The organism is bacterium (assembly GCA_024224155.1).
Taxonomy (GTDB): Bacteria; Acidobacteriota; Thermoanaerobaculia; order Multivoradales; family JAHEKO01; genus CALZIK01.
The window spans coordinates 1-22209 of sequence record JAAENP010000127.1 but is presented as its reverse complement, the minus strand read 5'-3'; the positions used below and the strand labels follow the sequence as shown (position 1 = coordinate 22209).

Sequence of the window (22209 nt, the reverse complement as noted above, 5' to 3'; positions counted from 1 at the left end):
AATCGCCGACACACGGGCCATCCCCGCTGCGAGGGAGGGTCATGAGAATCAGTAGCTACCTGGGCGTGCTCGCCGCCCTGTCGATCGCCACGGCGGCCGCTGGGCAGGATCAAGCCGAGCCGCTGCTCCAAGCCGCTCTTCGAGGCGACTCCGCAGAGGTCGTGAGCCTGGTGTCGCAGGGCATGCCGGTGGATTCGGTCGTGAGCGGAGGGTGGACGGCACTCATGGCGGCGGCCCAGGAAGGGCACCTCGACGTCGTAGAAGCCTTGCTTGACCGAGGCGCGCGCGCCAACGCGGCCAACCACGAGGGCATGACGGCATTGACTCTGGCGGCTCAGACCGGGCATTCGAAGTGCATCGAGCTGTTACTGGACCGCGGCGCCGCCATCGACGCGACCAATAGGACAGGAACCACGACTCTCATGAAGGCCGCCGGGCACGACCATGTCGACACGCTGAGGGTTTTGCTCGAGCGAGGAGCAGCGACCGAGGCCAGATCCTCTGACAGAGGAACGGCCCTCATGCTGGCCGCTCTCGAGGGCCATGTCGCCGGTGTCCATGTCCTGCTGGAGGCAGGAGCGAACGCCGACGCAGCGACGCCCGACGGCTGGACGCCGCTCATGCTGGCGGCCCAGAACGGACACGAAGGCACCGTGCGAGCGTTGCTCGACGGCGGCGCAAGAGCCAGTCTGCGCAGCGGCGATGGTGCCACCGCTGGAATGATCGCGGAGCACCGTGGTCACGGTCAGGTCGCCCGCCTGCTGAATGAGGCGGCCAACGGAGAGTAGAAGAAAACAAGCGGCCCAAAGGAGGTTCTCATGACGATGTCGACGGACGCGAGCGAACAGCCGAAGAAGCGTTGGGGGCGTCTCATCGCGCTGGGCTGCGGAGCGCTCGCCGCGCTCATCGCTGTTTTCGTGGCGATCGTCTTTCTCTTTGTCTGGCGCGCGACGGCGGGGCCGGAAGAGGTCATTCAGGGCTTCCTCGCGAGCGCGGGGGCGGGTGACTACGCGGCGGCGCACGAGCACTTTTGTGCGCCGCTCAAAGAGGAACAATCACTCGCGGACTTCACAGCCACGGTCGAGACCAACACGCAGCTCTTCCAGGTCAAGGACACTTCCTTCACGGAGCGCTCTATCGATCTTGCCGGTGCCGAGCTGGCCGGCACCGTAACGCTCGAAAGAGGCACCAAAGTGCCTGCCTCTTTCAAGCTGGTCAAAGAGAACGACGACTGGAAGCTCATCTCCTACAACATCGGCAGCTGAGCCCGGCTGAGCGGACTCCCGAGGAGATTCGATCGTGGAACTCTCATCCCTTCGCAGTCGTCTTGCTGATCCCGGGTCGAGATCAACGCTGCTGGCGGCGGCGGGCGGCGTGCTGCTTCTGCTCGTGGCTCTCGTGACCGCCGCCCAGGCCTGGTGGATCGCTTGGCCCGGACGCCTCTGGCTGACGCTGGGCGCAGCAGTAGCGGTCGCTGTCGCCGCTCTCCTCGCTCGTCGGCGGCCGCAGGCCCTGCTGTGGGTCGGTTTCGCCGTCCTCGGGCTTCTGGTGCTCGCCCCGGCTTATCTGTACGGAACCGACGGCGGCGGGCTGCGCATCGCGGGTTTGCACTTCGATGATCTGGTGGGAGGACTTTTCCTGGCCGCGGTCGGCTTGGCCGTGTGGTGGCTGACGAGCCTGGCAGTGCTGCCGTGGTGGAGCCGCGCGATTCTCATCGGCCTCGGGCTGCACGCCGCGATTCCCGTGGCCATGGGTCTCGCGGAGCGCATCCCCTTCGGCGAAGCCCTGGTCGGCCTGTGGACACTGCCCTACTGGCTGCAGGGAGCCTACTTCGGAGCGGCGATCCTGCTGCCCGGGGCCCTGGTCATGACGCTCCTCGGACTGTGGCAACGATCCCTGCGGCCGGCCGTTGCTGGCCGGCGAGGAGCCGTCTCGCTGGCCGTGGTGTTCTTCGCCACCAGCCTCGTCTGCGCCTTCGAGATGAACTCGCGAGGTCTCGTCAACGCTCTGAGCTTCCTGCCACACTTCCAATCATCAGCCCCTGCCACGGCTCCAACGACGCCATCGATCGAGTCGCTGGGATCGGTGTCGGCGTCCGCGGAGCACCGCGCCCTCACGACCTCATCGGCGCCGGAGACGCCTGTCCTCGCCGGAGTCGGCGACGCCGATGCCGGCTGGGAGGACATCTTCGCCCAGGTGCGCGACGACATCGGCTTCGAGCCGACGCGCAACTCGCTCCGCTCTCCCGACGGCGTGGTCCTCAACGGCCGCGGCAACTCCCTGGAACAGGCGCGATTGCTGAGGGCTCGTCTCACGGCGGCTGGCGAGAGAGTTCGCTACGCGCAGGGACACCTCGAACGGGCCCAGGCCTCGACGCTGATCGCCGCGACTCTTCCGGCCGCCGTGGAGCTCTCTCATCCGGAGACGGTTCCGATCTCGCACCCAACCGAAGACGCGAGACTATTGGAGCGTCTCGACCCCCATTACTGGGTCCAGCTCGAGCAGCGCGGCGAGTGGCTGGATCTCGATCCGAGCTTCGCCGGCGCTGAGCCCGGCGCGCGTTTTGCGCGGCTGGACCGCACCTGGGACCGGCTTCCCGCCGAGCATGAACCGACCGCAGCCCTGCGGGTCGACGTCGAGCGTTTGGGGAGGCCCGGTCACCGGGAGCCCGTGCTGACCTGGGAGGGACCGTTCGACGATCTGTCCAACGCCGCTGTCGGACTCGTGGTGATTGCCCGTATCGAATCCGATTCGGACGAAGCAGAGACAGAGCCCGAAACGAGTCTCGACGTTTTCGGGGCGCTCGGCGGACGGGCCGCGAAACCGCAAGGACGATCAGACACCAAGACCAGCGTTTACGAGGCTGCTCTGACCGTGGGCGACGCGAGCCTCGCTCAGGGCGCCTTCCGAGTCGCCGGCGGACCGCTAGACGCTGCAGGATCGGACGCGATCGAGCGGATCGATCTCCGCTTCGAGATCCGCTATCCGGATGGCCGCCGGGAGGAGGTCGTCCGGCCGCTCTTCGAGACGAACGACGCGAGCGAGCGGCCGCCTCTCTTTCAACGCCACTCGATCCTGCTCACCGCGAATCGCATCCCCGAAAGCTGGTTCCGCCAGCTTCTTGACGCGACCCTCGCCCGGCGAGACGCCGAGGCGGTGCGCGAGCGCCTGGATCGTCTCAAGAAGAGCCTGCGCGACGGCAAGGACGCGGCCGAGCTATACCAGGAAGCGGTTTCGCTCGAGCGCTCGCTCGGTCTCGAGTCGGGACACCTCGTGAATCTCGCCTTCGCATCGATCTCGGATCAACTCGCCGACGAAATGGGTCGCGAGCTCTCGGTCTTTGCCTACTACGACAAGCCCCGAATTCTGATCAGTACTTTCCAGGGCAGTGGCAACGAGCTCGAGGTCTTCCTCGACCTGCGCCAGGACAGCTGCGCGGCGATCTCGTACCCCGGCCAGGCGCTCCTCAGGCGCGAGAGCTTCCTCTACGGACGAGGGGTTTTGGAATCGATCCTGGAAGCCAAGATCGTCGAGCTCTTCACCGGCCAGCGGCCACTCAGCACCGCCGGGCTCATGCTGGACGCCGCCGCCCAAGAGGTACCGATCGTCATGTACTCGGATCTCGAGCGATCTCGAATCGGAGAGCTCGACCTGTCGCCTCGAGCCCGACAGAGGGTGCTGGCGGCGCTCGATCGCGGCAAGATCGTGGCGCTGCCGACACGCGGCATCGAGCATCGCGAGCGCCAGCGCTGGGGCTGGTGGGAAGTCGAGCCGACGACCCGCGAAGCCGTGGGCGTTCTCGACACCGGCCTTCATCAAGCGACGGTGCAGCGCACCCTGATCGAGAGCGAGGGCGCCCTCGACGAAGACATGGCCTGGGTGATCGGCGCGATCACCGGCGCCACCGACACTCATTGGGTACTGGCCGCTCTCATCCTCGAGTACGGAGAGCTCAACAAGGCGGCGCTCCAGGAGGCCAAGGCCTACCTGAAACAGATCGGTGAGTACCTGTGCTCGGACATCAAGGTCGGCAAGGTCTGGGAGACCGGGGTCACGGTGGCGGAAGTGAAAGCCGAGATCGAGGGCTGCTGGGAGGAGGGTTATTCACTGGGCGTCGGCGCCAGCGCCGGTGCCGAGATCACCATCCTCGATACGGGCTGGTGCAAGGGTTTCCAGAAGGGGTTCACATGTTCATCGATGACCATTCTCAACGCCTACCTGGCCGACGCCTGACATTGTCGCGCTCTTTCGCCGGGACTGGACTGCTCCTCCTCGTAATCGCCCTTGGTTTCTGCTCTTGTCAGCGGCGCGAGATTCCCTCGCCTCGGATCGGCGCAGCCGACACGGTCGAGACGAAGGAGACGAGCCACCAGCCGGCCGACCCGTCGGAGGCGCCGGACTCGTCAGACGCGGCCAACCGGGCGGTCCGCGTCGAGGTGGTCGCGGTCGAAGAGGCGAGCGCCTTCTCCGAGACCGAGACGCCGAAGGGCCGCGCGTTTCTGATCGTCGAGACGCGCTGGGAGAACGTCCATCCGCGTCAGATGGTTCCGAAGTCCAAGCTCGAGGGCAAGGCCGACCGGACGATGGGCGTCGGCGCGTTCGCCCGCGGCGGCGGCGGTGACGAAGAGCTTGTGGAGGTCGACGTCGCCTACAAGGTGCCGAAGTGGCTCGACCACGTCTATCTGCTGGCCGACGGCGTCGCCTATCCGCTTCACGAACGGAGTGAAGAGATTCCCGGCGGTGTCGCGCCGGCAGCGGCGCTCGAGATCTCCGGGCAGGGTGAGGTGGTCGCCGCCAGTCTGCTCTTCCTGGTGCCACAGGCGGCCGAGAACCTGGCCCTGCGACTCTTCGACTACAGCTACGGCCACGTCACGGTGCCGGTCCGAGGCAAGGAGCGCAAAGCCTTCGGAAAGGGCAAGCTCCCGCGAGGCGCGCTTGGCGAGGCAGCCACCGGCGAGCTAGAGCTGGCCACGGTCAGCGTCGACTTCGCGCAAGAGTACCGCGGCCAGGCCGCCCCGGCGGAGCGCCGCTGGGCGATTGCCGGCCTACTGGGCAAGAGCCTCTCGAGCGGCGGCGGAGTCGGCAACATCGTCGAGATCGATCCCCGAGGCTACCTCTGGCTGGCGACGGATGGAGGGTTCATCCACTATGCTGAGCCCCGGGAGGTGCTCCGCTTCACCCCGGAGATCTACCAACATCAGGAGGTCGCTTTTCTGCTGCCGGCTGGGGCGGAACGTCTCGCGCTGGGCGCGCGCGTGGGCAATCAGGTCGTATCGCTGTCACTGACCGATCGGGCCCCACGCGGGATGCCCGACCCTACGGCCCGCCACCTCGACGGTGGGATCATGGAAATCCAGCTGTTCGGAAGCCGTAGAGACGGAGAGCTCGTCATCCTCGATCTCTGCGTGCGACCACTGGCCGGGGCGCGGGGGCTCGAGATCCAGCCGGCGGCGCAGTTCCTGCTCCAGGCCGGCGCCTCCGAAGCCAGATTGGATGCTCGGGCAACCGCCGCGCTTCTCCATTCGCCACCCGAGCCCTTCGTGGTGCCGCCGGACACTCCGGTGCGTTTCGAGCTCGCGTACCGAACGCGCAACACCCCCGACGCGTTGCGCGTCCGTGGCTTCGAGAGTGAAGGGAGGATCGAGCTTTGAGTCTTCATCTAACCTCGGGTTTCGTCGTCCTCCTCGCGATGCTGCTCGGAGGAATCGGCTGCGGCCGCCGCGACGAGGCCGAATCACCTGTACCGAGCGACGCTGAGCCGGCCATCGTCGCGGCCGGCAGTGAGGCGAGCAACCTCGCCTTCTCGGAGCCCGAGGCCGCCTTCGAAGACTTGAGCGCGGCAGAAGCCGACCCGCTCGAGGTCGCCCCCTACGACTTCAATTCGGCGCCAGCCAAGGCGGAAGAAGCCGAGCCCAACGACGAGATCGAGCAAGCCGGTCCCCTGACTCGGGACGGCGAGCAGTGGGTGACGCGAGGTCGCCTCAGCGGTCGTGACTTCGACTGGTACGTCTTCACGGTCGAAGGCGAGCCGGAGCTCTGGTTGATCGAGGCGATCAGCTCGAACCTTCAGAGCCTGAAGTACCAGAACGCGGCCGGGGAGTCGAAAACCGCGACCCGTCACGAAGACACCTCGCGATGGACCCTTGCCAACCTCTTCCTGATGCCCGGCCGTCACTGGCTGCAACTCTGGAGCCGCGAGGGTGACGCCGAGTACACCCTGCGCGCGGTCCCCCTCGGCGCACCGTCCCGCTGGGCCGAGCGCGAGCCCAACGACGACCCCAGCCGCGCCCACCTGCTGCGCCTCGGGACTCCTCGCAGCGGGCTGCTCTTCGAGGAAGGTGACGAGGACTACTATCAGTTCTCGCTCAACGCGGCCGAGTACGTCGAGCTCGAAGTCGCTCCGCCGCCGGAGGTCAAGCCGCGCCTCACGGTTTGGGAGATGGGACTCACGCGAACCGAGCGCACGCTCCTCCTCTATCGCGGCCACGAGGCGGGCGGCAACCTGGTCTACCGGGCCTGGCTGCCGAGCGGCGACTACATCACCGAGGTCAAGGCCGAGGAGGGGCAAAGTGCCTCGCCGTATCGGTTGCGAGTCAATCGCCTGGATCCGTTCGACCTCCCCTGCGACCTCGAGCCCAACGACGAACCCCGGGATGCTCGCCCCCTACCCTCGAGCTTGAAGGTCACCGGAACCGTCGGCGAAACGAGGGACGAGGACTGGTACCGCCTGCCGCGGCTCGCAGAGGAGACGACCGTCCGGGCGGAGATACTGGAACAGCCGGACAATGTACGGCCGGACACCTTCCTGCGCCTCTACCGCGAGGGTGACGACTACCACTCGGATGTCTTCAAGTGGGATGAGGAGAACGCGGTCTTCGAGGGCACCCTTGATGCGGCAACACCCTGGATCGCGCGAATCTACGGCAAAGGGGCCTACGAGGTGCGCTTCGCCTTCGAGCCCGGCCCGCCACCCCGTCCGGCCGCCCGAGACCTGCCGCTCAGGCTGTCGCTACCCGCCGGACCCCATGTCTTCGCGGCGTTCTGGCATCAGGATCAACGGTCGCAACTGCCGGTCGGGCTGGTGAATGAGAGTGATCAGACTCTGCATCTCACCCTTGACGCCGCGAGCAGTCATCACGCCTGGAATGCACGGCTCGAGCCCACGGAGGTAGCTCTCGCGGCCGGAGAGCGGACCTCGGTCGACCTGACGCTCGCCGTGGCCGAAGATGCTTGGGCCGAGCGCCCGGTGCGGATCACGATTCGTGCCCGTGACGGAGCCGGCGCCCAGCGCACGGCATCGACCGAGGCCGTGGCCCGCTGCGGTGCACCCCCCATCGGAGGCCGTCCACCGTCGCCGCTACCGGCCGAGCTGCTCGGCGGCCTCAACGTCGCCTGGGCGGGGCTGGGTGCCCGACCGGTCGTAGCCGATGAGCGGGCCGCGGAGGATCAGGCCCCGCTGCACGACGGCGTGACCCCGAACGACGGCGCATGGTACACGCGCGAGACACCAGCCGCCGTCACCGTCGAGTTAGCAGGGACCGAGCCGCTGCCTGTCGCCGGTGTTGTGCTCAATCCGCGCGGCAGTTACCCCGTACGCAACCAGGCCAGGCGCTTCGAGCTCGCTCTCTCGCTCGATGGCAGAGAGTTTTCCCCCGTCCTCTCCGAAGAGCTGGGACCGGCGCCGAGGGAGCAGACCTTCGCGCTCGACCGGCCGCGGCCGGCGCGTTTTGCTCGTCTCCGGGTTCTATCCAACCACGAAGGCGCCGGCGGATACGCCGCGCTGGGGGAATGGAAGGTCATTGCACGGCCCGGGACCCACCCCGTCGGAGCCGAGCCCTTCAATCTGGCGGATCCTCGCAAGGGCGGTCACGTGGTCTGGTCGGATCCGCTCATGACTACCAGCATCATCCGACAGATTCTGACCGAAGAGGTCGAGCATCCGCACATGCGCCTCGATCCGCTCAATCCGAACCGTTGGATCGTGGGCTTCCACCACCAGCGGGCCGCCCAGATCTCGGCCCTGGAGTGGGTTCAGGCCGACGACTACTACGATTCGCCTCGCCTGAGCACCGTCCAGGTTTCCGTCAGTGCCAAGAGCCCGGTCGGACCTTGGTCGCCGTTGAGCACCTGGCAGCTCGACACCACGCCGGCCGCTACCTCTCGCCTGCAGCTTCCGGAGCCGATCTGGGCACGCTACGTGCGCTTCTCCACCACCGAACCGGCGGTCTCCGACACGTGGCAGCTGCCCGAGACTTTGCGCGTATTCGAGCGGCCTGCGGCCCCAGGCTACCTGTCGGCATTGGGAGAGTGGGGTCAGTACTCCCGGGCCGCCTACTACGAGACGACGACCGACTCCGGCCGGGCCGGGAACGCGGTCTCCGAGGCCGGCGACAACGACACCCGCGCCAACGCTCAGAGCCTCGAGCCTGGGCGTCGCCAGCGCGGCGATGTGCTGGTCGGTGAGGACGTCGACTGGTATCGGATCGAGGTGCCGAGCGGCCACAACCGTCTGGAGCTGTCGCTCGAGGGCGACCCGGCGCTGCGGGTCGTGGGCCGAATCGAGAACCAGGCGGGCGAAGAGGTCTCTCTCGAAGAGGTCTCCGAGACCCCGGCCGGAGGCTGGCGAGCCGATCTCGCCGTCGAGGGTGGGGACGCCTACTTCGTGCAGATCGTCGAGCCACCCCGCTCCATCGTTCTCGCCTGGGATAACAGCGGCAGCACGACTCCGTTCAAGCCCACGCTCTACCAGGCACTGCCGCGCTTCGTCGCCTCGGTTCAAAGTGAGCGCGAGTTCGTCAACTTGCTTCCCTTCCAGAGCGGCGGCGGGGACTTCCTGCTCGAGGAGTGGTCAGATCAAGCGTACGTTCTGCAGACCGCCCTCAACGACTACGATCGCAGGCACGGCTCGAGCGAAGCCGAGCTGGCGCTGCTGACCGCCACCAAGGGCCTCGCGAACCGGTCGGGGACCCGAGCGGTCGTGTTCCTGACCGACGCCGACACCCACAGCTACGACAAGACGGGCGAGCTTTGGCGGTTCCTCGAGGAGGTGAGGCCGCGAGTCTTCACGCTCGAGCTCCACCGCGGCAACGTCGTCTATCAACAGGACCTGATGCAGAGCTGGGCCGCAACCAACGACGGGCGCTACGACTTCTTCCGCACCAACGCCGATCTGGAAGTCGCGTTCGATCGCGCCTCGTGCCTACTGCGACGACCGGCCGGCTACCTGCTCGCCGCTACCACCCGCTTCGAGGAGCCTCCCGGTCCGGGGACGATCGAGATCACCGCTTCCGAGTCCGTCCTCGGCCGTCCGGCCGTCGAGCTGATCCTCGACGCCTCCGGCAGCATGCTGCAGCGCCTCGAGGGGCGCTCGAGAATCGACATCGCCCGGGACGTGCTGGTATCCCTGGTAGAAGAGACCCTGCCGCCGGAGACGCCGCTGGCGCTTCGCATCTTCGGCCACAAGACTCCGCGCGCCTGCCAGACCGATCTCGAGGTGCCCCTGTCACCCCTGCGACCGGCGAAGATCGTCCCCGTTATTCGCCGGACCGAGGCCAAGAACCGGGCCAAGACGCCGATCGGTGCTTCCCTCGAACTGGTTGCGGCGGACCTCGAAACCGCGGACGGCCCGAAGATCGTCATTCTGGTGACCGACGGCGAGGAAACCTGCGGCGGGGATCCTCAAGCCGCCATCCAGGGCCTCAAGGACAAGGGCTTCGATGTCCGCGTCAACATCGTGGGATTCGCCATCGAAGACGAGACGCTCAAAGACACCTTCAGCCGCTGGGCCACGCTGGGGGGCGGTCTCTACTTCAACGCCACCAGCGGCGAGGAGCTGGGGCAAGCGATGCGCCAGGCGCTCCAGCCCAAGTTCCAGGTTCTGGACGCGGGCGGCGAGGTGGTGGCCGCGGGAGTCACCCGCGGCGACCCGGTGGAAGTGCCGGCCGGTCTCTACTCCGTGCGGGTTCTGACGAGCCCGCCACGACTCTTCGACGACGTACGCGTCAAGGGTGAAGACAGTGTCGTTCTGAATCTCGACGCGCGAGACGAGAGCTAGAGGCCTCGAAAGTAAAGCTCGGAAGACACACCCAAAAGGAGGACACGATGAACTGGACCGACCTGCTGAGATCGCATATCCATCTGACCTACGCCGCGACCGAGGGTCTGCTCGACATGGTCGACGACGAGATGCTCGACTGGAAACCCGCGACCGGAGAGAACTGGATGACCACGGGGCAGCTGCTCACTCACCTCACCACCGCCTGCGGATTCTGTTTTCGGGGCTTCCTCACCAACGACTGGACACCGCCCGAAGGCTACGAGATACCGGAACCGGAGGGGGGCGAGACCCTGCTGCCGGCCGAGAAGCTGCCGAAGGCCGAGAGCGTGGCCAAGGTGAAAGAGCTGCTAGCCAGCGACAAGCGGCTGGCGCTTGCGACGATCGAGGAGGCGGGCGAGAAACGGCTCGCCGGTGACACCGTCAAGGCTCCATGGGAGGGCCAGGAGCGACTGATGGGCGAGCAGTTCCTGTTCATGATCCAACATCTTGCTCAGCACAAGGGGCAGCTCTTCTACTACCTGAAGCTCCAGGGCAAGCCGGTCAACACTTCGGACCTGTGGGGTATGTAGCCGCCCTGCGCGAAGCTCATCGGGTTCGCTCCATCACGGCACGTTCACCCGCGAGTCGTCCGGATCTTCCGACCCGTCGGGGCTCTCGACGACCTCGACCGGAAACGACTTGGCACCGCCGCCCGCGTGAAGCACTCTCTGGGGGAACGGAATCTCGATCCCTTCTCGATCGAACGCCTTCTTGATCCCGAGCTGGATCGTGTTCTTGAGCTCGACGAAATTCTCGCGTGTCGCCCAGACCGAAAACTGGAAGTCGATCGACGAATCGCCGAAGCCCTGAAAGAAAAGAACCGGCTTGGGCTCGTCCAGACAAAGGAGATTCCGATCGGCTACCTCCATCAGCACATCCCGGACACGCTCGAGATCCTCTCGATACGCCACTCCGATCTGCAGATCGACCCGACGGATGGGAAACTTGGTCAGCGTCGAAACTTCGCTCTTGATGACGCTCTCGTTGGGGATGCGGACGAACTTGTTGTCGAAAGTGCGGAGCTTCACCGACAAGAGGTCGATTGCCAGGACTTCGCCCGTCGTCCCACCGATCTCGATCACGTCGCCGATGGCGAAGGGTTTCTCCACGATCAAGAAAAGACCACTGACCAGGTTGGAGGCCGACGTCTGCGAAGCGAAGCCGGCAGCGACCGAAAGCACTCCAGCCGCACCCAAAAGAACACCGAGGTTGAAACCGAGCTCGTGAAGCGCCGCGACCGTGAACAGCGCCACGAGCCCGTAGGAAAGAAAGCGCCGGAGCAGAAGCGCCTGCTGGGGCTCGAGACGAGCCGACACCAGCCGCGCGACGAGCCGACTCACGAGTCGGGCGACAACGAGGCCTGCGAGAAAGAGGATGACGGCTCTCGAGGCGGTAAGAACCTTCTCGGAGTCCAGCAGGACGTTCCTCAGCTCTTCCATCATAGTCTCCTACTCGAACCCCAGCAGTGAGCCGAAGGCTTGGAAGAGATGCCCCTTCTGGGCGACCCGGCGAGGGGCGCCCAGCCTCATGGCTTCCATGGCCTCTTCGGGAGGACCCACCCTGACGTCGAGCTCGGCGATGTCGCCGCTTTCGGTGCGCAGCATGTGGACCTCCTCGGACCATACCGCCCCGGTCTCGACGCCGTAGATCGAAAGAAACGGAACCGGCAGGCTCAGGCGCTCGAAGACGAGAGGATCGGCCGCCCGGTTCTCGATGACGACGGGCGTCAGGAGCCTGTAATGGGCGCGCGGCATCTCCTCGGAATCCGTACGGGCGCTGGTCTTGAGCGAATACGACAGCTCTCCCTCGCGGCTGGTCGCTCCGAACCACGTGTCCGACAGGCGCTTGGTCGGCAGCTCCCGCAACGGCACCTGCGCGGCTCCGACCGCGACTTCGAGCCACATCGGGGAGCTCATGAAAATGCGTGCGGACTGGCCAGGCAAGACGCGCAGTGGCGTCTTGGGACGCGCGACCACCGCCCGATCCGCGGGCAACGGCCGCAGGAGCACCGCGCCGGTCGTTTCGCTGACCGCGAACCGCTCACTCTGGGCCCCGTCCTCGGGCAGCTCCGCGGCCCGCTGGCAGCTCCATTCCGAGGGTCCATCTTCCTCGGCCCAGGCATGCGCCAGCCTCCATTCCAGCTGACGCCGCTGCAGCCAAAGGCGCAGAGGACCGATCTCCCAAGCCACGGTTTCGTCGATCGCGAGCTCGTAGTCTCCCCACCAGGAGCGTGTCTGTGTTTCGCTCATACGTCTTGCAGCGGATCATATTCCCGCGGAGTCTCGGAGGCTAATCGCCCGGCGGGTTCATTCTCGAAGACAACGCTCGGGATCGCGAGTCCGACCTAGACCTTGAACCGGATGTGAAGAACGTCCCGGTCCTCGATGACGTGGTCGCGGCCCACCGTGTGCAGCAGGCCGTGGTCGTGCAGCGCCTGCTGGCTGCCCAAACGCAGCAGGTCCTCGAGCGCCATGACCTCCGCTCGGATGAAGCCCTTCTCCATGTCACTGTGGATCCTTCCGGCCGCCTCCGCTGCCGTGCCGCCGCGCCGTAGCTGCCACGCGCTCAGCTTCTCGTTGGCCACCGTGTAGAAGGTCAGCAGATCGAGCAGCCGGTAGCAGCCAGTGACGACCAAATTCAATGCCGTCTCCTCGAGACCCAGGCTCTCCAGAAAGTCGGCTTGCTCCTCCACCGGCAGCTCCGAGATCTCTTCTTCGATCTCCACCGAGACGGGCAGCACTTGCTCGACCCCCTTGGCGTTCTTGAGTGCGGTCGCCAACGGGCCTTCACCGGAAGGGTCGCTCTCGCCCGTGTTGGCCACGTACAGGCACGGCTTGTCGGTCAGAAAACGCGTGTCACCGAAAGCGCGGCGCTCTTCCTCGTGCAGATCCAGGTCGCGCACCGCCACGCCCCGGTCGAGTGCCTCGGCAACCTTGGTGAACACGGCCGACTCGTCCTTGCCCACGCCCTTGCCGAGGCGCACGCCCCTGCTCCACTTCTCCGCGGCGCGCTCCGCGATCTCGAGATCGGCCAGTAGAAACTCGGTCTCCACGATGCCCACGTCGCGGACGGGATCCGGCGTACCGGTCGCATGGGCAAGGTTCTCGTCCTCGAAGCAGCGCACCACGTGAAGGATCGCGTCAACCTCGCGGATGTGCCCGAGAAACTTGTTGCCCAGACCCTCTCCCCTGCTCGCTCCCTCGACCAAGCCGGCGATGTCGACGAAGCGGATCGTGGTCGGGACCATCTCCGTCGGCGACAAGAGCTGCTCGAGCTGCTTCAGACGCGGATCGGGTACGACGGCCACACCGATGTTGCGATCGATGGTGCAGAACGGGTAGTTCGAGGCTTCGGCGTGGGCGTCCGACAGAGCGTTCAGCAACGTCGACTTGCCGACATTGGGAAGACCGGCGATTCCAACCGAAAGTGCCATCGTTACTCCCGCAGCAGCATAGCCGAAGTAGAAAACGGAGTGGGGCCCAGGCCCCAGGAGAGTAGGATGGCTGCAGGTCGGGAAGAAGAGAGGAACCTCCAATGACGCAGCAGCAGGCCGACGAGATTCTGCGCGCCTGTCTCGCGGAGCTCGACGCCGACCGCGACCACGGGGCGAGCGAGCTTGGTCGAAGGGCACTGCGCGGACTGGGGCAATACGTCGCCGCCTGTGGTGACCTGGAGCCAGAGGCGCTGAGGCAAGCGGCCCGTCGCGCGGCCGAGCGGATCGCAGACGCGCGCCCGTCGATGGCGCCGATCGAGAACCTGGCCGCAAGGTGGACGGCAGAGGTGGAGTCGACGGCCGCGGCGCCGGCCGCCGAGCTGGCGTCGGGTCTGGTGCGCGCCGCCGACCGACTGATCGCGCTGTCACGCCTGGCCACGGACGGAGCCGCCGAGCAAGCGGCGGCCGAGATCGCGAGCGGAGCAACGATCCTCACCCACAGCCTGAGCTCTACGGTTGTGGCAACTTTTCGGCGGCTGGCGGATCGCGGCGTGCGGGCCATCGTCAGTGAGTCACGACCGCTGCTCGAAGGACACAGCACGGCGCGCCGACTCGAGCAAATGGGGATTCAGACCGAGCTCATCACCGACGCACAGATCGGATGGTCTGCCTCGCGCGCAGATCTAGCCCTGGTCGGCGCCGATACCGTTCTCGCCGACGGTTCGGTCGTCAACAAAGCCGGCACATATCTCTTGGCCCTCGCGATGCGCGCGGCGGGCGCGCCACTTTGGGTCTGTTTCGAGAGCTTCAAGAGAAGCCCGCGAACCGCGCAAGAAGTTGAGCTCGAGGAAATGCCTCCGAGCGAGCTGGGTGTCACCAAGCCCGGTCGGCTCTCTATTCGAAACGTCTATTTCGACATTACCCCGGCGCAACTCGTGACACGCTGGATCGACGAGGAAAGCGCGAGGATCAGCTGGTCCGCGGCGGCCGATTGAGCCACGCGGAAGGTGGCTGGCGGCCGACTCAGAGGCCCCGGCGCGTCGCCGGTCAGGCCCCGGCCCGCAGCGCCCGGAGGTGGCGGAAGCCCACCAGCCGTTCTTCGTCCTCGTCCCAGAGGTGCAGACGCGCACAACGCAGGCTGCCGAGCACGGTCAACCGGGTCACCCGCTGCAGCTCGGGCACTTGGCGGAAGCAGTCCTTGAGCCGGTAGTTGGGGATCCGGCTCGCCAAATGGTGGATGTGGTGAAAGCCGATGTTGCCCGTGAACCAATGGAGCAGCGCGGGCAGATCGTAGAAAGAGCTGCCTTCGATGGCCGCGCGATGGAACTCCCACTCCGGGTGCTCGCGCCAATACGTGTCCTCGAACTGGTGTTGGACGTAGAACAGCCAGACGCCCAAAGTCCCGGCGATCAGGGTGATCGGCACCTGCACGAGCAAGAAGCGCTCGAGCCCGATCAGCGCCCATGCCAGCCCGACTACCGCCGCCAGACCCGCGTTCGTCCACATCACGCTGGCCCACTCCCTCTCGGTTGTGCTCACCGAGCCGGGACGCGGCTTCTACTTCGAGGTGTTCCCCACCGGTCTGCCGCGTAATCTCCTCCGCGACCCGCGGGTCTCGATCCTCGGCGTCAACAGTGGTCGGCTGTTCTGGCTACGGGCGCTCCTCTTCGGACGGTTCCCCGCGCCGCCCGCTGTCCGGCTCGGCGGCCGCGTCGTCGGTGAGCCCCGGCAGGCCAGCGCCCGCGAACTGGCGATGTGGCAACACCGCGTCCGCCCGCTCCGTCGGCTGCGCGGCTACGGCCTTCTGTGGGGACGCCTCCGGCGGATCCGGGTCCGCGATCTGGAGATCGACCGCGCCGAGCCGGTCCGTCTGGGCTCCATGACCGAAGGGCATTGGAAAAGAACCGTCTGAAAGCAGGGCTGCGCGAAAGATGCTCAGTCGTAGTGCTTGATGTTCGGCCACAGCTCCGCCAGCGGGAGCCGGAGATCACGGCCGATCCAGACCGGGTTGCCATTCTCGTAGGGGATGCAAAGACCGCAGTCAATCGTGGCAGCGCGATCGAGCTGAGAGAAGAGGGGGCGAAGCTCTTCCTCACTGCCACCGACTACGAGCAAGACGCGGCCGTCGGCGTCGCCTGGGCCCCATAGCCAGTAACTGTTGTGGCCGCTCAGGACGGGCGCGAGTCCCTGCCTGCGGCCAAAGAGATCGATTGCGCCGGCAACCCCGTAGTCCGGGGCGAACACGCGCGCGATCGCCTGCTCTGCGGGCGGCAGGCCGCGGTGAACCGCGACGACCGTGTCGGTGATCTCTTCCCACCCATGCATGTCGGCGAAGAACTGTCCGAGTTGGCCAAGCTCCTTGCGCTCCTCGGTGGCAGGCTGCTGCCCCAGAGCCTCGGCGTGGCGAAGGTAGGCATCAACCGGAAGAACGGGAAGCGCCAGCGGCGCGACCACGGCTCCCAGTATGGCGAGTGCGATCAGCGCCGTCGGACGGAGCCAGGTCAGTCGTGGCCTGCTGAGCAGGCCGGCCGCCGCGACACCTCCCGCGGCAAACAACCAGGTGTAGGCGGGGGCCAGGTAGTTCGAACGGCTGCTGCCCGAGAGCATGAGAATCAGAAAGACGGCGACATAGACCCATCCCAGTATCCGGTAGCTCTTGCCCTTGCGGTGTAAGAACAGAAACAGCAGCCCCGCGAGCCACAGTGGCAGGGCGAACGGCAGCAACATGCCCACCTGCCCGAGGACAAAATCGAGCGGCGCGACCTCGGCCATCTTCTCGCCGGTGGCGTTCTTGATGAACTCCGCGGTGGGCCAGCCGTTGCGCATCTGCCAAAACACGTGGGGAGAAAACACAGCCGTGGCGATCGCGCCCGCCACCCATGGCCAGGGCGTCTTCAACCACCGGCGTTCCGGTGTAATGACCAGGCCGACCAGCAAACCGGCGCCGAGCCACAGAACGCTGATCTTGTTCAGAAGGGCGAGCCCCAGAACCAGCCCCAAGAGGCACCAGCGTCGGGGGTTGCCCTGCTGCACGATCCCGATCACGAGGTACCCTGCGAGAGCCCAGAAGAAGAGATCGAGAGCGTTCATCGAGTAGATGTGGTCGAGTGCCAGAAACACCGGCGCCACGAGTGCACCCGTCATAGCCAGCGCCACCGCCCAGCGGCCGCCGCCGAGCCGAGCCGCCATCGCCCCGACGAGCCCTACCGTGGCCGAGCCAGCCAGGGCCGGCACGAGACGCAGAGCCAGGAGGGAGTCCCCGAGGCCCTGGCGCACCAACCAGAGAACGAAAACCGAGAGCGGCGGGTGGTCGACGTAGCCGGCCGCCAGGTGTTCCGTGCAGGCCAGATAGTAAAGCTCATCGCGGAAATAGCCGTAGCCGGCATGCGTGAAGAGATGCAGCGCGAGTTTTGCGATCGTGAAAAGCGCAATGACGGGAATGAGCTCTCGGATCGAGGAGCGATCTTCAGTCATGAGGTAGCACGAGGGTTACACGAATCTCGAGAACGGGCCAGTCCCCGCATGCTGGCGTAGCCGGATGTTCTTGGCCGCAAGTGGGCTTCTTCAAGAACGCGACCGACCTCATTCACGAGCTATCGGGTGGCAAACAGCCTCGGGAAGAGATCTATATCAACGTCGTGCACACAGTAGATGGAGCCTGGAACCTCGACGGCCAGGCGTTGACCAACGAACAGCTCGGCGACGCAGTTTCGAAGGGCTAGAAGGCACAGGAAAACCCCGGCCCATGGTCGATATGCTCGACGACACGGAAGTGAAGAAGGTCGTCGCAGAAGCCCGCTACCCCCATGCGGATCCGTTCGACGCACATGTCGTCGTGGACGATCGGCTGGTCACCGGCCAGAACCCCGCATCCGCCGCTGGTGTGGCGGCAGCGATGATCCGGCTGCTGCGAGCTCCGACCCAAGGTCCACATGTTCGAGGGAGAGAGAGGCCATCCTGATGAGTGCGCCCCGGCAATTCCGTGAACGCTGGATCAACCTCCTCCACCGGGTGGCGACAGGTACCGCCAAGACTAGGGCACTTCTTACCCCGATCGGAGTGACGATCTTCGGCGCGTTCACCGCGTTGTTCGTGCTGGCCGCGTTTCTTGTTGACCGGCTGCTAGGACTCCCCGGTTTCTTGCCAGAGGGCGCAAGGCTTCCGTTGTCGATTCCGGTAATAACGGTGGGAGTCACCCTCACGGCTTGGTCGGTGCTTCACTTCTTGAGAGTCAAGGGAACGCCGGTACCCTTCAATCCGCCTCCGACAGTGGTCAAAACCGGACCCTATCGGTACGCCAGGAATCCAATGCTCACGGGTGTCTTCCTCTTTCTCTTCGGCCTGGGCTTTGGCGTCAATTCGGCTTCACTCGTGTGCCTCTTCACGCCACTGTACGTGCTGATCAACGTGTGGGAACTAAAGAAGATCGAGGAGCCCGAGCTCATGAAGAGGTTGGGTGATGAGTACATCGAGTATCTAAAGCGAACCCCGATGTTTATCCCGGCCTTCAGGCCTAGATCGAGGCCGAGGAGCTGAAGACAGGTCGAGTCACTGAACCAGAATTCGGTGTGCGAACCAGCGACTACCGCAGAGAGACCGCGATAGCGATCCGTCACGGGCTCTCCAGCTTAGTGTCCTCGGCCAGATAGACCTCGCTCATGCCGCCAGCACCGAGTTGGCCGGTGATCCGGTAGTGAGACAAGGTCTGGCCGAGCATGATTCAGCCCTCAGACGTAGTTCGAGACGCTCTTAGACTCTACACCCAGCGGGGCTCCTCGAACTCGCCCGGCTCCGAAAGGACCCGAGTTCTGGACGGACGTTGCAGGCCGAGGAGCTTTGCCATGCCCTGTTGGCCGAAGCACAGAGGTGTCGCTCTAGTGATTCTGCAACCGATTGCGTCCTTGCATGTCTGACGATAGATAGCGCAGCTCGCTCAGATTAGTTCCGAGCGCGAGATCGGTACGAAGACCGACCAGCGTGCGGCACAGTCGCGCCGTCGCCGCGTGGTCGCGTAGACGCTCGCCCAGCTTGCCCTCGAGATCGCTCGCCGCTTGCAGCGTGTCTTCCAGCGTCTCGAATCGGGAAAGCAGCTCGCCAGCGGTCTTCGGGCCGATGCCGGGGACGCCGTTGATGTTGTTGCCTCGGTCACCGGCAAGCGCCAGGAAGTCGCCGAGCTGCTCGGGACGAACGCCGAATTTCTCGATCACGTCCCGCACATCCAAGTCGGCACCTCTGAAATGGTCCCGCACCTGGACACCGTGTGGCAGCAGCCCCAGGAAAGTCTTGTCGGTCGACAGAATGATCGCCGAGGCGCCGGCCGCGACCGCTTTGCAGGCGATGGTGGCAATGACGTCGTCCGCTTCGAGTCGAGGCCTGCAAAGCGAAGCAACTCCGAGCTCGCGGAAGGCCTCGCGGTAGCCTTCGAGAGCGGCGCCGAGCGCATCGGGCATCGGGGCGTGTCCCGCTTTGTAGGCGGGATAGAGCTCGTGACGCCAGCTTCGTCCCTCGCCATCGAACACACAAACGGCGTGTGTCGGCGCACTCTCGCGCAGGCCGCGCCGTAGCGACTGCACGCTCGAAACTCGTGCGCCCTCTGACCGTTCCGGTCCGTCCTCACCAGGCTGGGCCGCGTAGACCCGCCGAATCAGGTTGAGGGCATCGACCAAAAGCAGAACGGGACGCCGCTGACCCTCGTCAGTCAAAGCTGCCGCCGAGCGAGTAGCTTCTCATGGACCACTAAAGGTACCTGACAAGCCATTCTAGATTGTCCGAGCTCACCCAGCGAGGCCCTGTACCCGGGGTCTTGTCTGCCACGTTGAGCACCACCTGGAGAAGGCCGATATCCAGCTCTACCGGTTGCGAGCCCCGAGCGTGGCCGCGATCTATTCCGCCGGAACGTAGATCTCGAGAAGCGTGCCTTCCACAGAGCCTCATCCAGCATGCATCTGATGATCACACCCGAACAGCCCATGACAGATCGGGATGACATCGTGAAAAACGTGCCACAACCCCCTCGCCACGGGTCCTCCGAGCAGACCCGTCGCGCCGATGATCAGGACTCGCTGCACCGACCTACTCCTTCGCCACTTCTTGTGTTTATTCTACTGATTTTACAGCGGTTACGCCCTGCAACTCGAGCGACAAGTTGAACGGAAAGCTCACCTTCGGAAGGACGTTCATCAGGCCTTCTATTTCCATGCCTTGGATCACACGGCACTCGGTAGACTCTATGGAGTCACGTACGGCCTCAACCATTGCATCGCATCCAAGGACCAATGCGCCGTCGAACTCGGCGGCACGTTCTGCAAGCTCCCTTCGACGCCTCGACGTCCACATGCAGGCCACGAATTGATGCGGCAGCTTGCTGTCGAATACGGCTGTCCTGATTCCTTCATCTTCAAGACGACGCTTCAGAGCCCCGACGAACGACTCATAAGCCTCGGTCCTCAAGAATCTCCGAAACAACTCAATATAGGGTTTCCTCTCCCTTACGGAGAGGCTGGCTGCCGGACAGAATCGGCAGGGCACGATCAGCACGGACTGAAGTCCGGCAACCTGCGGAAGAACGTCCGACTCTCTGAGATAGAACGGCATTTCTCAGTCCTCCTTGATCGGTTGTCCGTCTCCTCCATATGCAAGGACGAAACAGCCAGCCGAAGGGATACGCGCATGAACGCTAGATCCCTCAGCTCTTCGGCTCGCAGACCCTGACCCGCGGCTCGTCGCTCTCGAACGAGCAGCCCGCACCGAGAGCAGCTCGCAGCTTGCCTCGTGCCCGATGCAGCCGGATCTTCACTGTCGCCAGAGAGACGCCCAGCATCTCGGCGATCTCTGGATTCGTCAGACCCTGCACGTCGTGCAGCAGGATCACGGCCCGATACGACTCGGGAAGAGCCGCGATGTAGTCCTGCACGCAGGCGCTCATCTCCCTTTGCTCCATCACCTTGTCGAGCCGTGGCTCGGTGTCGAGGGCAATCTCGGCACCTCCCGCACCGGTCTCGCTGTCGTCTTCAGCAAGCGACTTGGGCCGGTGACGGTACGAGGCCTGTCGGAAGCGGTCGTAGGTGATGTTCGTGGCGATGCGGTACAGCCAGGGAATTAGCCGGGCCGGTTCTTCCAGCGTCGCCAGCTTGTCGTACGCCCGCAGCAGGGTCTCTTGAGTCAGATCCTCGGCCTCCACCCCGTTGCGCACGATCCCGAGAATGTAGCGGTAGATGGACTCTCGCTGAGGGGCGAGTTGGTCTGCTACCTCTGGAGCAGTGACCATCGGTCTCCTTTTGCGGGCTTTGTCCGCACCGCCGCGGCGGGGTGGTGCGCGACACGCCAACTCACCGTCGCACCAGGCACCTCGACTCACAACACCTGCGCGGCCGGCTCGAAATCCCACCCTTTGGGGTGGTCCAGAGCAGCTGATGCAACAAATGGCGTCGAGTCGCTTTGGCTCCCCGAACGGGGCCCGATTCGCTCTACGCCGGCGCCGTTTCGGCTCTGCGAACGGCCAACAGGGTGAAGTCGTCGGGCCGATCGGTATCGGCGAGGAAAGTCTCCATGTCGTCGCGGCAAGCCACCAATAGCTCGGCCAGGGGCAGCCGCTCGGCCGCGGCCAGGGCCGCCGCGGCGCGCCCGACGCCGTACTCTCCCCTTTCGGTCGCAGCTTCGGTCCAGCCGTCGGTATAGAACAGGAGTGTCTCGCCCGGTTCCAGGCGCAGCCGGCGGACGTCGTAGTCTGACTCCCCGAAGAGCCCCAGCGGCAGACCCGCACCCTCCACCGGCCGCACGCCGCGGCGATCGGCGACCAGCGGCCGAGGATGCCCGGCGTTGGCCATCTCGACCGTGCCATCGCCATGAAGCCGCGCCGCCACCAGGGTGGCGTAGTCCGCGGTATCAGTGGCCTGGCAGAACAGTCGGTTGGCGCGGGAAAGGATCTCGCCCAGCAAGCGCGGCGGCTCGGCCAGAGCCCGGAACATGGCGTGGAGATGCGACTGCAGCAGCGACGCGGAGACGCCCTTACCCACCACGTCGCCGAGCAGCAAATCGAGGGTGCTGGGTTCGCCTCGGTGGCCGAGCAGGTCGACATAGTCTCCCGAGACCGCACCCCTCGGCTCCCAGAGCCAGGCTACCTGCCAGCCGTCGTGACTGAGCTCGGAAGGCGGAAGAAGGGCACGCTGGACCCGTTGGGCGCCGGCCAGATCCTGCTCGAGGGCGCGGCGCTCCTCGGGCGAAAGGCACTCCAGACAGACGCTGAACGAAGGGTCCGCTTCGAGCAGGTCGTCCTCGATCGCGTCGTGGCACTGAGCGCACAGACCCCAATCGGGTGTTTCCAGTTGCGCGAGGGTGGCATCGACCCGACGCAACAGTTCCACCAGCCGTTCCTCGCCTTGAGCCGCCGCCACTGCTTCCAGCCGCTGTCGCCTTCCGAGCAGCTCATCACGCAGACGAGTCTGGACGGGTGTCACGCCGCCCCTCCCGGAGTCGCCTCGGCCTTCTTCAGAACCGAGATCTGTCCAGCGTGGTAGACGTTGTGCTGCAGCACGCCCAACAGCAGGCCGCGGACGGTGGGGTCGCAGCCGGCGACCGGATCTTCCAAGCGTGCGTCCTCGAGCTCGAGGACCGTCGCGTGAAGGCTCCGATGAGCCTCTTCCAGATCGGAGAGAACGGTCCGCCAGGCCTCTTCCGAGCC

At 65.4% G+C, this 22209-nt stretch carries 21 protein-coding genes; 10 read left to right on the top strand and 11 right to left on the bottom strand.

The features are described 5' to 3' along the window. Window positions 1-41: 41 nt before the first annotated feature. Genes GY769_07135 through GY769_07110 form a run of 6 tightly spaced genes read left to right on the top strand, consistent with a single transcriptional unit; the run spans window position 42 to window position 10626 of the window. Window positions 42-788, top strand: coding sequence for an ankyrin repeat domain-containing protein (locus tag GY769_07135; protein MCP4201692.1), 747 nt, complete (start codon window positions 42-44; stop codon window positions 786-788). Window positions 789-818: 30 nt separating this feature from the next. Then, window positions 819-1265 (top strand): DUF4878 domain-containing protein, encoded by a 447-nt coding sequence (locus GY769_07130; protein ID MCP4201691.1) that lies wholly within the window; start codon window positions 819-821, stop codon window positions 1263-1265. 34 nt (window positions 1266-1299) lie between these two features. Continuing rightward, window positions 1300-4233: a PRA1 family protein gene (locus tag GY769_07125; protein ID MCP4201690.1), complete on the top strand. Its 2934-nt coding sequence runs from the start codon at window positions 1300-1302 to the stop codon at window positions 4231-4233. Continuing rightward, window positions 4188-5651 (top strand): hypothetical protein, encoded by a 1464-nt coding sequence (locus GY769_07120; GenBank protein MCP4201689.1) that lies wholly within the window; start codon window positions 4188-4190, stop codon window positions 5649-5651. The genes GY769_07125 and GY769_07120 overlap by 46 nt, the downstream gene beginning before the upstream one ends. Continuing rightward, window positions 5648-10054: a VWA domain-containing protein gene (locus GY769_07115; protein ID MCP4201688.1), complete on the top strand. Its 4407-nt coding sequence runs from the start codon at window positions 5648-5650 to the stop codon at window positions 10052-10054. Before GY769_07120 ends, GY769_07115 begins: the two co-directional genes overlap by 4 nt. A 47-nt stretch (window positions 10055-10101) precedes the next feature. After that, window positions 10102-10626: a DinB family protein gene (locus tag GY769_07110; GenBank protein ID MCP4201687.1), complete on the top strand. Its 525-nt coding sequence runs from the start codon at window positions 10102-10104 to the stop codon at window positions 10624-10626. Window positions 10627-10659: 33 nt separating this feature from the next. Here GY769_07110 and GY769_07105 read toward each other — a convergent pair whose 3' ends face one another. The 3 genes from GY769_07105 to ychF all read right to left on the bottom strand — a co-directional run bounded on the left by GY769_07105 (window position 10660) and on the right by ychF (window position 13529). Beyond that, on the bottom strand, window positions 10660-11535 hold the full coding sequence (locus GY769_07105) for a mechanosensitive ion channel family protein (GenBank protein MCP4201686.1): 876 nt from the start codon (window positions 11533-11535) through the stop codon (window positions 10660-10662). Window positions 11536-11544: 9 nt separating this feature from the next. Then, on the bottom strand, window positions 11545-12345 hold the full coding sequence (locus GY769_07100; GenBank protein ID MCP4201685.1) for a hypothetical protein: 801 nt from the start codon (window positions 12343-12345) through the stop codon (window positions 11545-11547). Between the two features lie 95 nt (window positions 12346-12440). Next, window positions 12441-13529, bottom strand: a complete 1089-nt coding sequence (gene ychF, locus GY769_07095) for a redox-regulated ATPase YchF (GenBank protein ID MCP4201684.1) — start codon at window positions 13527-13529, stop codon at window positions 12441-12443. A 101-nt stretch (window positions 13530-13630) separates the two neighbouring features. On the opposite strand from ychF, the gene GY769_07090 reads away from it, so the two are divergent. Next, on the top strand, window positions 13631-14524 hold the full coding sequence (locus GY769_07090) for a hypothetical protein (protein MCP4201683.1): 894 nt from the start codon (window positions 13631-13633) through the stop codon (window positions 14522-14524). 52 nt (window positions 14525-14576) lie between these two features. On the opposite strand, the gene GY769_07085 is transcribed toward GY769_07090, so the two are convergent. Continuing rightward, window positions 14577-15035 (bottom strand): hypothetical protein, encoded by a 459-nt coding sequence (locus GY769_07085; protein MCP4201682.1) that lies wholly within the window; start codon window positions 15033-15035, stop codon window positions 14577-14579. A 25-nt stretch (window positions 15036-15060) separates the two neighbouring features. Here GY769_07085 and GY769_07080 point away from each other — a divergent pair, with 25 nt between their 5' ends. Beyond that, a complete protein-coding gene (locus GY769_07080) occupies window positions 15061-15441 on the top strand; it encodes a pyridoxamine 5'-phosphate oxidase family protein (protein ID MCP4201681.1) in 381 nt (126 codons plus the stop codon). Between the two features lie 23 nt (window positions 15442-15464). On the opposite strand, the gene GY769_07075 is transcribed toward GY769_07080, so the two are convergent. Continuing rightward, window positions 15465-17003, bottom strand: a complete 1539-nt coding sequence (locus GY769_07075; GenBank protein MCP4201680.1) for a glycosyltransferase family 39 protein — start codon at window positions 17001-17003, stop codon at window positions 15465-15467. A gap of 80 nt (window positions 17004-17083) precedes the next feature. Between GY769_07075 and GY769_07070 the strand changes: the two genes are divergently transcribed. Beyond that, entirely contained in the window at window positions 17084-17251 is a 168-nt protein-coding gene (locus tag GY769_07070; GenBank protein ID MCP4201679.1) for a hypothetical protein, read from the top strand. Here the strand turns inward: GY769_07070 and GY769_07065 are convergent. Then, window positions 17248-17454 (bottom strand): hypothetical protein, encoded by a 207-nt coding sequence (locus GY769_07065; GenBank protein MCP4201678.1) that lies wholly within the window; start codon window positions 17452-17454, stop codon window positions 17248-17250. The two genes, GY769_07070 and GY769_07065, sit on opposite strands and share 4 nt — an antisense overlap. 134 nt (window positions 17455-17588) lie before the next feature. Between GY769_07065 and GY769_07060 the strand changes: the two genes are divergently transcribed. Beyond that, complete coding sequence (locus tag GY769_07060; protein MCP4201677.1) at window positions 17589-18065, top strand: isoprenylcysteine carboxylmethyltransferase family protein; 477 nt, start codon at window positions 17589-17591, stop codon at window positions 18063-18065. Window positions 18066-18403: 338 nt separating this feature from the next. Here GY769_07060 and xni read toward each other — a convergent pair whose 3' ends face one another. From xni to GY769_07035, 5 genes are all read right to left on the bottom strand, one after another. Next, a complete protein-coding gene (xni, locus tag GY769_07055; GenBank protein MCP4201676.1) occupies window positions 18404-19231 on the bottom strand; it encodes a flap endonuclease Xni in 828 nt (275 codons plus the stop codon). A 394-nt stretch (window positions 19232-19625) separates the two neighbouring features. Then, window positions 19626-20123: a hypothetical protein gene (locus tag GY769_07050; protein ID MCP4201675.1), complete on the bottom strand. Its 498-nt coding sequence runs from the start codon at window positions 20121-20123 to the stop codon at window positions 19626-19628. Window positions 20124-20214: 91 nt separating this feature from the next. Then, the gene (locus GY769_07045) at window positions 20215-20796 is read right to left on the bottom strand and encodes an RNA polymerase sigma factor (GenBank protein MCP4201674.1); all 582 of its coding nucleotides are present in this window, start codon (window positions 20794-20796) and stop codon (window positions 20215-20217) included. 199 nt (window positions 20797-20995) lie between these two features. Next, window positions 20996-21985 carry a SpoIIE family protein phosphatase gene (locus GY769_07040; GenBank protein ID MCP4201673.1) on the bottom strand — a complete coding sequence of 330 codons (990 nt, stop codon included), beginning with the start codon at window positions 21983-21985 and terminating at the stop codon, window positions 20996-20998. Continuing rightward, the coding region (locus tag GY769_07035; protein MCP4201672.1) for a DinB family protein at window positions 21982-22209 on the bottom strand (228 nt) is incomplete at its 5' end. The genes GY769_07035 and GY769_07040, both read right to left, overlap by 4 nt.

Excerpts from the sequence above, each read along its gene's own strand:
- GY769_07135 (MCP4201692.1), top strand. The coding sequence starts at position 42 with ATGAGAATCAGTAGCTACCTGGGCGTGCTCGCCGCCCTGTCGATCGCC.
- GY769_07130 (MCP4201691.1), top strand. The coding sequence starts at position 819 with ATGACGATGTCGACGGACGCGAGCGAACAGCCGAAGAAGCGTTGGGGG.
- GY769_07120 (MCP4201689.1), top strand. The coding sequence starts at position 4,188 with ATGTTCATCGATGACCATTCTCAACGCCTACCTGGCCGACGCCTGACA.
- GY769_07110 (MCP4201687.1), top strand. The coding sequence starts at position 10,102 with ATGAACTGGACCGACCTGCTGAGATCGCATATCCATCTGACCTACGCC.
- GY769_07105 (MCP4201686.1), bottom strand. The coding sequence starts at position 11,535 with ATGGAAGAGCTGAGGAACGTCCTGCTGGACTCCGAGAAGGTTCTTACC.
- GY769_07100 (MCP4201685.1), bottom strand. The coding sequence starts at position 12,345 with ATGAGCGAAACACAGACACGCTCCTGGTGGGGAGACTACGAGCTCGCG.
- ychF (MCP4201684.1), bottom strand. The coding sequence starts at position 13,529 with ATGGCACTTTCGGTTGGAATCGCCGGTCTTCCCAATGTCGGCAAGTCG.
- GY769_07090 (MCP4201683.1), top strand. The coding sequence starts at position 13,631 with ATGACGCAGCAGCAGGCCGACGAGATTCTGCGCGCCTGTCTCGCGGAG.
- GY769_07085 (MCP4201682.1), bottom strand. The coding sequence starts at position 15,035 with ATGTGGACGAACGCGGGTCTGGCGGCGGTAGTCGGGCTGGCATGGGCG.
- GY769_07075 (MCP4201680.1), bottom strand. The coding sequence starts at position 17,003 with ATGACTGAAGATCGCTCCTCGATCCGAGAGCTCATTCCCGTCATTGCG.
- GY769_07050 (MCP4201675.1), bottom strand. The coding sequence starts at position 20,123 with ATGCCGTTCTATCTCAGAGAGTCGGACGTTCTTCCGCAGGTTGCCGGA.
- GY769_07045 (MCP4201674.1), bottom strand. The coding sequence starts at position 20,796 with ATGGTCACTGCTCCAGAGGTAGCAGACCAACTCGCCCCTCAGCGAGAG.